Annotated in this window: 8 protein-coding genes; 5 read left to right on the top strand and 3 right to left on the bottom strand. The window is 68.3% G+C overall.

Going from position 1 to position 12,507, the window contains the following annotated elements:
• Window positions 1–4 precede the first annotated feature (4 nt).
• A complete protein-coding gene (locus tag AB6732_RS02940) occupies window positions 5–1,456 on the top strand; it encodes a phosphotransferase (RefSeq protein WP_370958152.1) in 1,452 nt (483 codons plus the stop codon).
• On the opposite strand, the gene AB6732_RS02935 is transcribed toward AB6732_RS02940, so the two are convergent.
• The 3 genes from AB6732_RS02935 to AB6732_RS02925 are packed head-to-tail and all read right to left on the bottom strand — an operon-like array spanning window position 1,440 to window position 8,810.
• Window positions 1,440–4,919: an ATP-dependent helicase gene (locus AB6732_RS02935; protein WP_370958150.1), complete on the bottom strand. Its 3,480-nt coding sequence runs from the start codon at window positions 4,917–4,919 to the stop codon at window positions 1,440–1,442. The genes AB6732_RS02940 and AB6732_RS02935 overlap by 17 nt on opposite strands.
• On the bottom strand, window positions 4,916–8,383 hold the full coding sequence (locus AB6732_RS02930; RefSeq protein ID WP_370958148.1) for an ATP-dependent helicase: 3,468 nt from the start codon (window positions 8,381–8,383) through the stop codon (window positions 4,916–4,918). The genes AB6732_RS02935 and AB6732_RS02930 overlap by 4 nt, the downstream gene beginning before the upstream one ends.
• 4 nt (window positions 8,384–8,387) lie before the next feature.
• Entirely contained in the window at window positions 8,388–8,810 is a 423-nt protein-coding gene (locus tag AB6732_RS02925; RefSeq protein WP_370958146.1) for an MGMT family protein, read from the bottom strand.
• Between the two features lie 91 nt (window positions 8,811–8,901).
• Here AB6732_RS02925 and AB6732_RS02920 point away from each other — a divergent pair, with 91 nt between their 5' ends.
• From AB6732_RS02920 to AB6732_RS02905, 4 genes are all read left to right on the top strand, one after another.
• Window positions 8,902–9,633: a 3'-5' exonuclease gene (locus AB6732_RS02920; protein ID WP_370958144.1), complete on the top strand. Its 732-nt coding sequence runs from the start codon at window positions 8,902–8,904 to the stop codon at window positions 9,631–9,633.
• 329 nt (window positions 9,634–9,962) lie between these two features.
• Window positions 9,963–10,907: a substrate-binding periplasmic protein gene (locus tag AB6732_RS02915; protein ID WP_370958142.1), complete on the top strand. Its 945-nt coding sequence runs from the start codon at window positions 9,963–9,965 to the stop codon at window positions 10,905–10,907.
• A gap of 96 nt (window positions 10,908–11,003) precedes the next feature.
• Complete coding sequence (locus AB6732_RS02910) at window positions 11,004–11,768, top strand: amino acid ABC transporter permease (RefSeq protein WP_370958140.1); 765 nt, start codon at window positions 11,004–11,006, stop codon at window positions 11,766–11,768.
• Window positions 11,765–12,502 (top strand): amino acid ABC transporter ATP-binding protein, encoded by a 738-nt coding sequence (locus tag AB6732_RS02905; RefSeq protein WP_107003595.1) that lies wholly within the window; start codon window positions 11,765–11,767, stop codon window positions 12,500–12,502. The genes AB6732_RS02910 and AB6732_RS02905 overlap by 4 nt, the downstream gene beginning before the upstream one ends.
• Window positions 12,503–12,507: the final 5 nt, after the last annotated feature.

Raw genomic sequence — 12,507 nt, 5'->3', positions numbered from 1 at the left:
AGATGTGAAGCGCTCCCCCCTCGAACTGGCGGCCCTGGCTGCCGCTGCAGTGCCTGGACTCTCCCCCACCGCCGTCCGGGCCGATCTTGACGACCCCGCGGACTTCGACGCCGTTCTCCTCTTCGGCGAGGACGACCAGCGCTGGCGCGTCCGTTCGCCCCGCCACGAAGAAGCAAGTGCGCGGCTCGAGAGCGAGTTCGCCATTCTCCGGGCTTTCCCGGCCGGCCTGCGCGCCGAGCTGCCGTTCCGGATCCCCACCGTGCTCGGCTGCGTCCGTCGCGGTCCGCTGAGCACCTTCGTCTACACCCATGTCGCCGGGCAGTCGCTCCAGCTGGATCAGCTGGAACGGTCCGGGGATACGGCGGCGAAGGAGGTGGCCTCCGTGCTCGCTGCCATCCACGCACTCCCGCAGGACGTGGTGGACCGCGCCGACCTCCCCCGCTACAGCGCCAATGAGTTCCGGCAGCGCCGCCTGAACGAACTGGACCAGGCCGCCACCAGCGGGAAGATCCCCGCCGAACTTCTGGTCCGCTGGGAGCACGCGCTGGAGGATGTCACGCTGTGGCGTTTCAACGCCTCCGTCGTGCACGGCGATCTGCACGAGGACAACCTCCTGTTCGACGACGGCAAGGTCACCGCCGTGACCGGCTGGACCGATCTGCACATCGGCGATCCTGCGGACGACTTCGCCTGGCTCGTCGCCTCCCATGACTCCGCCTTCGTGGACGCCGTGCTGCACCACTACCGCGACGCGCTGCCGGGCCCCGCCGGGCAGGACCCGGACCCCCATCTGCTCCGTCGCGCGGCGCTCTCCGCGGAGTTCGCGCTGGCGCAGTACCTCATGAAGGGTCTGGCCAAGAACGACGCCGCGGTGATCGCCGAAGCGGAGACCATGCTGTCCGACCTCGCCTCCGACATCCGGGCGAGCGAAGCCGCCGCCCGTGAACTCGAGGAAGCGGAGGAAGCGGCCGCCGAGGCGGAAGCCGCTGAGGAGCATGAACGTCTGGCCTACGAGCAGCCGGCACAGGATCGGCCGGCGCCGGATCGGGAGGAGCACGGCTCCACCCCCACGACCGGGCCGGGCGCCAAGGTCACCGTGACCTCGCTGTCGGCCACGTCTGGAGCGGAAACGGTGAACGCTGCCGACGGCGAGTCGGATGACGACGTCCGCGAAGGGAACTCCCCCCGCCTGTCCGTGGTGCCTTCGCCGTCCAGCTCCTCGGCGGATCAGGCTGCCGGTGACGGTGCCGCGGACCGTGGCGGTGAGGCCGATGTCCCCTCGGCTCAGAACTCCGAGGATTCCCCGGAAACCGATGACGCTTCCGGCTCGGATACCGAGAATGGCGCAGCCGACGAGAGCGTGTCTTCCCCGTCGTCCGAGCATGACGGGGAACCGGGCGCCTCGCAGGCCGGGGTCGAGACCACGGCCCTGCCGGTCATCAAGCACGAGGGCTGACCGGCTGCTCGGGCGGTGACGCGCCCGGCTTCGGCCGGAGCGCGTCGCTGACGATCCTCTCGAGTTCTTCCGCCCCCGCCAGGTCGTGGGGCCTGATCTCCTGCCCGTCGGCGACGTAGTAGAACGCTGCCCGGACCGTGTCCAGGGGAACTCCCCGCAATCGGGACCACGCGAGGCGGTAGACGGCGAGCTGCACCGACTTCCGCGCCAGGTCCTGGGCATCCCGCGGCACCCTGCCGGTCTTCCAGTCGACGAGGTCCCAGCCTCCGTCGGCGTCGCGGAACACGGCGTCGATCCTTCCGCGGACCACCAGGGGTCCCACCGAGGTTTCGACGGGCGCCTCGATGTACGCCGGAGTCCGCTGCGCCCACTCCGAGTCCTTGAACCGGGACACCAGCTCATCCAGTCCCAGCGCGGTGTCCAAGGCGGAGTCCTCACTCAGCGGCTCATCAAGGTCCAGCATTCCGGCCTGACCGAAGAACTCCTCCACCCAGGCATGGAACACGGTGCCCTTCCGGGCCGCCTGACCCGGCTCCCGGGGAACGGGACGCCGGAGCCGGCGGGCGACGGCCTCGGAGTCCGTGCCGAGCTCGACCAGGGTGGATGCCGAGATATGGGCGGGCAGTCGGACCTCGTGCCGCCGGGGCTGCCGTTGCCGGGCGGCGAGCAGAAGTTCGGCGTCCTCAAGCCAGATCTCGCCCTGCGCCGTACGGACGGGGTGCGCCTCGGCAGGGCCTTCCGCCGAGGTTCCGCGTCCCTCGGTCCGGCCTTCTGGCCCCGGTTCCGGCCCCGGTTCCAGCTCCAGCTCCAGCGTAGCGAGTACGGCGTGTGCGGACGCTTCAAGAGCTGCACGGCGCCCGGGCACCAGGCTCCTGCGCTGCCCGGTGTCGCCGTCGAGGGGGCCTTCCAAGGGGTCATACGGCCAGGGCGAGCGCCGGGTCTGTGCGGTCAAGGGATTCGTGTCCGGGATGTCCTCTTCCCCGACGCTGAGGCCGTGAAGCTGGACTTCAGCGAACTCGTCGTCCTCGGCCAGGGGCAGCAGCTCTGCCAGGAAGTCCGACATCGGCCGGAGAGCCCCGGCCGTGGCGTAGGCATGACTGGACACCCAGAGCAGGTCCTTCGCCCGGGTGTACGCGACATAAGCGAGCCGCCGCTCCTCGCGGACCGCATGCGCCTTCGCTTCTTCAGCGAACACCTTCGCGCTGCGGGTCCATTCGGCCTGGCCCACCTCCGTGGTGTCCCATAGGGGCAGACTCGCATGATCGCCGCGCAATGGCCACGGCAGGGTGTCGATCTCGATGTCCCAGTGCGCAGCCCGCTCCGAGGGGAAGTCCTTGGTGTTGAGGCCCGGCACGAACACGGCGTCCCATTCCAGACCCTTGGACGCGTGCACGGTCAGGATCTGCACGGCCTCGGGATCGGGTTCCGGGGGCGCCGCCGCCAGGCCGTTCTCCTCCCGCGCCGCGGCTTCGAGCCAGGAGAGGAAGGCGAGCAGGTCCACCCGTTCGTTGCTGCGGTTGAATTGGAGCACCTGGTCCGTGAAGGCTTCCAGGTTCCGGCGCGCGGAATGCAGGCTCCGCCCGGCACGCGCTTCCACTTCGATGTCCAGGAGCATCGCCCGTTCGACTTCGGCGATCAGATCCACCAGTTCATGGCCCAGATGGCCGCGGAGCCGGCGGAGCTCTTCGGAGAGCCGTTCGAGCCTCTGCTGACCGAGCGGACTGAGTGAGCGCCCTGCCGGCGACACCCAGCCGGGTTTGGGCAGGAAGTCGAGTCCCTCGATCAGGCTGGAGTCGTCCACCGGGTCAGGGGTCAGTGCGCTGTCGTCATCCGGCTCCTCGGCGTCCTCCCGGATCCGGGCGGACCGGCGACGGGCCAGCTGGGATGACCATTCCTGAAGCGTCATGAGATCCGCGGGTCCGATCCTCCAGCGGGCGCCCGCCATCAGACGCATCAACTTGTCCGACCGACCAGGATCAGCCAAAACGTGGAGGGTTGCCGTGAGGTCCATGATCTCCGGGGTCTCCAGCAATCCACCCAGGCCGATGACCTCATACGGGATCCCGCGAAGCTCCAGAGCATCCTGGACCGGCAGCATCTGCGACCGTTTGCGACACAGCACCGCCATCGTGCGGGCAGGCTGGCCGGAAGCCCGGAGGGAGAGCACATCGTCGGCGAGCGCCGCGGCCTCACGGTACTGGTCCGTGAAGCGCGCCAGGACGACGGTGCCTGCCGGCGCTCCCGGGCGAGGCCTGAGTTCGGGGACACTCTCGGTCCCGGAACCGGATGAGAGAGCACCGGACGAGAGCGGCCCGGCAACACGGTTCGCTACTTCCAGGATCCGTTCGCCGTTGCGCCAGGCGGTGGTGAGGTATGCCGTCCCGGACGGTTCCAGACCGCCGTCGGGCCGCCGTCGAGGGAACGCCTCGGTGAAGCGGAAGAGTTGGCCCGCGGAGGCGCCGCGGAAGCCGTAGATCGACTGATTCGGATCGCCGACGGCGGTGACCGCGTGACCGTCCCCGAACAGTTCCGAGAACAGGACCATCTGGGCATGTGAGGTGTCCTGGAACTCATCCAGGATGACGACCTTGCTGCGGTCCCGCTCCAGCTGCCGGGCCTGCGGGACATCCTGGGCGATCGTCGCGGCGAGGGCCACGAGATCGCCGTAGTCCAGAAGGCCGCGCTGCCGCTTGGCCTCCGCGTAACGGCCCACCATGCGGGCCAGGGCCACCCGGGTGCGGAACTTCGTCTGGAGCGCCCTCGCCGCGGTGTCGGCAGCCCGTCCGGTCACCTTGGGAGGCAGTGCTTCGTAGTGCGAGAGCAGATCCGCGACCCACTCCTCCACGCTGAGACGCTGCGAGGAGCCGGCCAGCGCGCCGGGCACCGCGGGCCGGAGGTGCTCCGCGCACTCGCCTGCGAGTTTCAGAACCCCGTTGACCAGGCTCGACTTTGCGGCCTCGACGTATTCCATCGGGCCGTCGTAGCTTTCCACCACCTGGCTGGCGAGCTGCCAGGCCTGGGCCGGTCCCATGAGGGTGACGTCGCGTTCAATGCCGAGGCGCAGGCCGAAGTCGGAGACGAGTGAATTCGCGTACGAGTGGTAGGTGGAGACGCGTGGTTCATGCAGCTCGTCCACGGCCAGTTCCACCGGTGCGATTCCGAGCCGCTGATTGACCTGGGCGAACTGCTGGAGTGCCTTCCGGACCCGATGGGCGAGTTCACCCGCCGCCTTGCGGGTGAACGTGACTCCGAGGACCTCTTCGGGACGGACCAGGCCGTTGGCGACGAGCCACACCACCCGGTCGGTCATCGTGGCGGTCTTGCCCGACCCCGCGCCCGCGATCACCAGCAGTGGCTCGAGGGGCGCAGAGATGATGCGGGACTGCTCCTCCGTGGGAGTGTTGCCGCCGAGCAGCGCGGCCAGGTCCTCCGGCGAGATGATCGCCGACGTCGTTTCGGTCATTCCGTGACCTGCCTTCCCGAGTGGCACAGCGGGCAGACCTCAGGGGTCTTGCAGCCGCCGAAGGGCGTCCCCGCCGAATCGTGCCGGGCTTCGAATGCGTGACCGGCCATGGCGATGGCCGCCTGGTGGACGAGATCCATCGCCCATCCGTCGTCCGGACCCAGCTCCGGTTGCTGCTGTTCGGTGAATCCCTTGGTGGTGTCACCGAGCTGGACCAGCGCCGCGCCGCCGCTCCGGGAGATGGGCGGAACCACCCGGTTCACACCGGTCCCCTGGCCCGTGGCGGAGGCATCCTGGACGGCGCCCGCTTCGAACGCGCCTGCGTTGATGGCCGCCTGATAGGTGCCGAGCTGGGCGTGCTGAATGATGTCCTCCTTCCGCGGTTTGGACTTGCCGGTCTTCAGGTCGACCACGTAGGCGCCGCCCCGTGAGTCCACCTCCAAGCGGTCGATCTGGCCCCGGATCCTGGTATGCAGCGTTCTGGCCGCGGTCTCCCCTTCCGGCACGAACTCCAGCGGCTCCTCCAGGTCCACGGTGAAATCGATCTCCACCGCCGCGAGGGACCGTCCCCCGCCGTTGGCTCCTGTGCCCTTCAAAGATGCGATGTAACTGGCGAGCTTGAAGAGCATCTGATCCGCGCGTCGGCGAAGGGCGTCGTTCTCCCAGCCTTCCGGCAGCCCGAGTTCCGGCCAGCGGTGGTCCAGCAGCTCCCGGTACTCGTCAAGGGTGGCTTCCGGAAGCTCCGCGGCGATGGCGTGGATGAGAGTTCCCAGGCTCCTGGCGAAGTCGGTGTGGGCTTCACCCCCGGCGGCCGGGACGAACCACTCAAGCGGCGATTTAGTGGCCTTCTCCACTTTCGACGGCGAGACCACGACGGTGCCGCCATCCGGAACGAGATCGTCCTCGGTACTGGCCGGGGACAGGCCCCACCACTGCGCGGGGTGCGCCCCCGGGACGTCGTGCCGCGCGAGGAGCGCGAGTACCTGGGCTGCATCCTGCGCGACGGCGGTGTGCCCGCCCTGACGATCCGTGTCCTCGGGCACTCTGCCCTGAGTTTTCGCATGCTCTTCCTCCGCCGTGCGCCGCAGCTCGGCGACCAGTGAGCGGAGATCCAGGGAACGGATGGCTTGAGTCCCCACCTCGTCCGACGCACCGGGAACCGCCAGCTCCAGGAACGCCGAAGAGCGCGATTCCTCGTCCTCCACCGCGGTCAGCACGAGCCGTTCGGAGGCCCTGCTGAGTGCCGCCACGAAGGTCCGGAGCTCATCGGTGCGGATGGCACGAAGCCGCTCGCCGGGGCCCTGCTGCAAGGCGACCCCGGGACCGTGTTCCATCGCGTCGGCGAGCAAGGTGTTGCCCAGGAGCTCACCGCGCAGCCTGGTGTTGGGCCAGGTCCCCTCCTGGAGACCCGCGATGAAGACCACCGGCCACTCGCGTCCCGCGGCGCCGGCCGGAGTCAGGACTTCCACCGCTTCCTCCACCGGCGGGCGGGCGGTGAGCGTGTCCATGGGCAGTTCCTGCGCGGTCAGGTAGTCGTAGAACTGCGCCGCACCCGACCCGGGGAACTGGGTGGCGAAGCGCTCCGCGCTTTCGAACAGAGCCATCACGGCATCCAGATCGCGATCAGCGCGTGCGCCGGCCGTGCCGGATTCAAGGGCGGTCTCGGCCCAGGGATCGGCAAGGCGGGAGGCCTTCCAGATGGCCCACAGCACGGTCTCACCGTTGGCCGCCTGCTCCTGCGCCGCTTTCCTGCCGTCCGCGAGCATCCTGGCGACCCTGAGGGCATGACGGGCCACGATGCCCATCGTCTCCAGCCAGCCCGGATCCTCCAGAGCCTCCACCAGCAGCTCATCGCTGCCCCGGGTCCCGCCTGCGGTCAGTTCTTCATGACGCAAACGCTGCCGCAGGCGCCGGATGTCCAGACTCGAGGCCCCACCGACCCGCGAGGACAGGAGCTCCACGGCTCGTTCAGGGTCCAGGACGAGCTGTCCCAGGACCACGCCCAGAACGTCCAGCAGAGGGCGCACCGCGAATTCGTCGCGGACGGCCGTCTCCCCGAGAGACACCCGCACGGGGATCCCCTGGGCCAGGAGGAAGCGCTGCACCCGTGAGACTTCCGCACCGTTGCGGACCACCACGGCGAGGTCCTCGAGGCTCTTCTTCCCCTTGAGGTGTTCGGACTTGATCTCCGAGGCCAGGAACCGCAGTTCGTGCCCACTTCCGCGGAACACCGCACCGGTGACGGATGCCTTCCGTCCGGCATTCTCAGGCACGACGGCACTGCCATCCCCTTCTTGAACCGTGTGCGCCGCTGTGGTTTCCAACGTGCGCGCCCATGAGGCGTCCGCGCCTCGGGGCACTCGGGCGGCAGCACGCCGGTACACCTCGGCCAGGGGCGGGGTCAGCCGATGCGAGGTGGTGAGCTCCAGGTTCAGGACGGCCCGCTCCTCCGTGCCGGCCCCGGCCGCACTGGCCCCGTCCGCACTGGGCCCGCCCGCTCCGAGTTCCTCCGCGACCCGGGACACCAGGTCCGGGCGGGCTCCGCGGAATCCCTGGACCGCCGTGTCCGGGCAGACCGTCGCGATGACGTCCTTCCCGTGGGCCACATCAAGGAAGAGCTCGTACACCGAGCGGTTGGACTCGTGCAGATCATCCACCAGGATCAGCTGCAGGCGATCCCTCTCCGCGGCCAGGAACTCCGGCGCCCCGGCGAACACCGATCGCGCGGCGGAGATGATGCCCGCGGGGTCGAAGGCCCCGGCGTTCCGCAAGTCCATCACGTCCCGGTACTCACGGTAGAAGCGTGCTGCGGCCAGCCATTCCGGGCGCCCCACCGCCTCGGCGAGCTCTTCCAGATCCTCCGCGCCGCCGTCGTGCTCGATGAGGCGATCGAAAAGCTCCCGGACCTCCTGACGGAAACCACGGGTGGGCAAGGCGGCTTCCAGGTCTCGGGGCCACGCGATGCCGGTGCCGGGGGTCTCCCGCGCACCGTCCAGCAGTTCCTTGATCACCTGGTCCTGTTCGGGCCCGGACAGCAGGCGGGGCGGTCCGTCCAGAGCGATCGCCCCTTCGGCGTGGGCACGGCGGATCACGTCGAAGGCGTACGCGGCCCAGCTCCGCGCCGGAGTGGTGCCGAGACTCCTGCCCAGCCGGGCTGTCAGGGAGTCCCGCAGACGGGTGGCCGCCACTCGGCTCGGCGCCAGGACGAGGACACGCTCCGGGTCCACCTCACCGGCGTCCACCCGTCGCACGGCGGCTTCCACCAGGGCGGTCGATTTCCCGGTTCCGGGCGCGCCCCACAGGATCACGGGTCCGCTCCCCTGCGGGAGATCGACCACCGCCTGCTGGTCCGCACTCAGCCTCGGCTGAACACCCGCCACTTGCAGTGGCGGCAGCAACGTGGGGCGTGCGCCACGGGCACCCGCGGCCCGCCTTCCTGAGATCTCTTCCGTCACGCGAACCATTCCATCACGGTGCTCCGACATTCTTCCCGGACCCGGTGCCCGCCTCCGCTCCCGGCTGACGCAGAGCATCGGCCAGGGCGTCCATGACCAGGAAATCCTCTTCACGAGGCGCCCAGCGCGCCGCCGGGAAGTCCACGCGCCAGCGGCCCTCCCCGGTCCGTGCGAAGTCCTCGACCTGACCCCGGAGCGGAGTGCCCTCCTCCCGGTACCGCCGGAAGGCCTCCGGTTCGTGGCCGCTCGGGGCCTCTCCGCTGGCCCGCAGCACACGCCACCAGCTGAGCCCCTCCGAGTGCCTCGCCATGATCGCGCCGATCTGGCGCGGACCGCCCTGCCCGAGCAGATCGGAGATGTCGCTGTACGCCACGGCGGTGCCCGGGGGCACCATGGCCACGATCCGCCGGACCGCATCGATGTATTCCTGCCGCATGTTCCTCAGCGTAGAGGGCCACGCCCACCGTGCCATGCCGGGAATGCCGCATGTGGATCATTCCGTCATCCGGTCCAGGTAGCGTTGAGGCATGAGCAGCACGCAGCGGAACGAGAGCATCTGGAACGCGGGTCCCCGCGCGGCCTTCGACGTGGAGACCACCGGAAAGAACTCCCGCGCGGCCCGGATCGTCACCGCCTCGCTCATCGTGGTGGACGCGAAGGGCGAAGTCCTGCAGGAACACGAGTGGCTCGCGGATCCCGGTGTCGAGATCCCCGCCGAAGCGGCCGAGGTGCACGGCATCACCACCGCCAAGGCGCGTGCCGAGGGCCGGCCGGCCGCCGCCGTCGTGCTGGAGCTCCGCAACACCATTCAGGACCTGTTCGACGCCGGCACGCCGGTCATGGCGTTCAACGCCAACTACGACTTCACGGTCCTCGCCGCGGAATGCGCCCGCCACGGCATCCCGCAGGTCACGCGCTTCCCTGTCCTGGACCCGTTCATCATCAACAAGCAAGTGGACCGGTACCGGAAGGGAACCCGGACCCTCGGAGCGCTCTGCGAAGAGTATGGCGTCCGCCTGGACAACGCCCACACTTCCGCCGCGGACGCCCTGGCCACCGTGCGGCTGCTGGACGCGATGGCGCAGAAATTCCCCAAGATCGTGATGCCGACGGCGTCCTTGCACCGGCTGCAGATCGAGTGGGCCGCGGCTCAGGCCGCCGATTTCCAGCAGTACCTCCGCCGGACGAAGCCGACCGCCGTGATCGAAGGCGAGTGGCCTGTCCTGCCTCCCGAAGAGCCCGAGCGCGGCGGTTTCTGACACCCGCGTGAGATCAAGGTCACAGCGCGACGTGATCCGGCCCGCAGCTCAGTGCTTCTGAGATACCGCACTCGCACCACCGCTTTCCCAGCATTTCTTCAGCTTCACTTGCAGAAAATTCGGTGAAATCAAGTCACCTCCGAATGTTACGCCTTCATGAAGCCGCCAATCGCCCCGTGCCATACTTAAATTCATTCTTCGGCTCGCGCCGGGTGGCACCATCCGAACCCCTTCGCGCGGGCCGTTTCGACGACCGGAACCCCCGGAATCCGCGCGGATCATCTTCCGTGGACGGACCGGGCCAGGCCACGAGAGAAAGCATCACACCCTTGAAACTGACCGGAAAACTTCTGAAGACCGGCGCCGTCGCGGCCGTCCTCTCCCTGTCCCTCGCCGCCTGCGGCGGGACGGGCTCCCCGTCCGCGAGCGGGTCCGCCACGGATGCGCTGGCCGGCGCCCAGACTCCGGACAAGTACACGACCGCGGACGTGACGCCGCTGGACAAGATCGACAAGTCCAAGCTCGGCCTGCTGACCCCTGGCACCATCAAGGTGGGCACCCTCTCCGACGCGCCGCCGAGCATCTACATCGACAAGTCCGGCAACTTCACCGGCTTCGACAACGAGCTGCTGAAGGCCATGGCCGCCAAGCTGGACCTCAAGGTCGAGTTCGCGTCCACCCAGTTCCAGAGCCTGCTCGCCCAGGTGAAGAACAAGCAGTTCGACGTCGGATCGTCCTCCATCTCCACCACGGACAAGCGCCGCGAGACCGTCGCGTTCACCAACGGTTACGACTTCGGCTTCATGGCTCTCGTGGCCAAGGACGACAGCAAGGTCAAGGCCATCGCAGACCTCAAGTCCGGCGTCCGCGTGGGCGTCGTCCAGGGCACCGTCCAGGACGACATGGTCACCAACCAGCTCAAGCTGGATCCGGTCCGCTTCAAGGACTACAACACGGCCTACGCCAACGTGAAGAACGGCCAGATCGATGCCTGGCTGGCACCGTCCCAGCAGGCCGAAGGCCAGATCAAGCCGGGCGACGGCACCAAGATCCAGGAGAAGAAGGTCGCCACCCAGAACTTCTCCGCCTACGCCGTGGCCAAGGACAACCCGGCCCTGGTCGAGGCTCTGAACTCGGCTCTCGACGCCGTGATCGCGGACGGCACCTGGACCAAGCTGGTCAAGCAGTGGTTCACGGACCGTCCGACGGTCAAGGAGCAGCTGCCGGACGGCTGGAAGCCGGGCAGCAAGGTCGTCAAGGTCCCCGCTTCCTGATCACCAAGGTCATCCCCACGGTTCGCACCGTGACCCGGTCAAGCCTGGGCCCCACTGCGGGGTCCAGGCTTGACTGGCTGAAACACTAGGAGTCATATGGACGCCCTGACCCGGCTCGGCGAAACCTTCCTGGACTGGAAGGCCATGGGGGAAGTCATCCCCGCCATGCTCGCGTACGGCCTGCTCAACACCATCATCCTCGCGCTCACCTCGGGGATCATCGGCACCGCGATCGGCATCGTGCTGTCCTTCATGGGAATCTCGCGCAACCCCGTCGCCCGCTGGATCGCCCGCATCTACACCGACATCTTCCGCGGCCTCCCCGCCGTGCTCGTGATCCTGGTGATCGGCATCGGTTTCAGCCCTATCCTGCGCGAAACCACGGGGATCACCAACCCGTACCCGATGGGCATCGCGGCGCTCTCTCTCATGGCGGGCGCGTACATCGGCGAGATCTTCCGCTCCGGCATCCAGAGCGTGGACAAAGGTCAGCTGGAGGCGTCGCGCGCGCTCGGTTTCGGCTACGGACCGTCCATGCGCATGATCGTGATCCCGCAAGGCATCCGCCGGGTCCTGCCCGCCCTGATGAATCAGTTCATCGCGCTCATCAAGGACTCCTCGCTGGTGTTCACCCTGGGTCTGACCACTGGACAGCGCGAGCTCTTCCAGATCGGACAGGACTATGCGGCGAACTCGGGCAATCTGTCCCCGCTCGTGGCCGCCGGCATCGTCTATCTGATCCTGACGGTCCCCCTGACGCACCTGGTCAACTACATCGACAAGCGCCTGAGCACCGGCAAGGCCCAGAAGGCCGAGCCCGACGAGGCCGCAGCAGTCATCGGGAAGGGATCCCACGCATGAGCCAGTTCGAATCCGGTTCCCTGACAGGCAAGAACCTCCACCTCGCCTTCGGCAGCAACAAGGTGCTCCGCGGCATCGACCTCCACGTGGAGAAGGGCACGGCCGCTTCGGTCATCGGCCCCTCCGGCTCGGGCAAGTCGACGCTGCTGCGCGTCATGAACCGTCTGATCGAGCCCGATCAAGGCGACATCCTGCTGGACGGCCGCTCCGTGCTCAAGGACAGCCCCGACGAGTTGCGCCGCCGCATCGGCATGGTGTTCCAGCAGTTCAATCTGTTCCCCCACAAGTCGGTGGGCGAGAACGTCGCGTTCGCCCTGCGCAAGCTCCGGAAGCTGCCCAAGGACCAGGCCTGGACCGAGGCTCTGGCACAGCTCGACAAGGTCGGGCTGAAGCATAAGGCCGAGGTGCGTCCCGCCACCCTGTCCGGCGGTCAGCAGCAGCGCGTCGCGATCGCCCGCGCTCTCGCCATGCAGCCCGAGGTCATGTTCTTCGATGAGGCCACGTCGGCCCTGGACCCCGAGCTCGTCAAGGGCGTCCTGGCCCTCATGACGGACCTGGCGAAGGACGGCATGACCATGGTGGTGGTGACCCACGAGATGGGCTTCTCCCGCAACGTCTCCAACCAGGTGGTGTTCATGGACGGCGGTGTCGTGGTCGAGAACGGCGCTCCGGACCAGCTCTTCACGGACCCGCAGACCGACCGTCTGAAGAAGTTCCTCTCGGACGTGCTCTGACGCAC

Origin of the sequence: Arthrobacter sp. RCC_34 (assembly GCF_041360795.1) — a bacterium.
In the GTDB taxonomy this organism is placed as follows: Bacteria; Actinomycetota; Actinomycetes; order Actinomycetales; family Micrococcaceae; genus Arthrobacter_E.
This window is presented reverse-complemented; position numbering and strand designations above follow the sequence as displayed.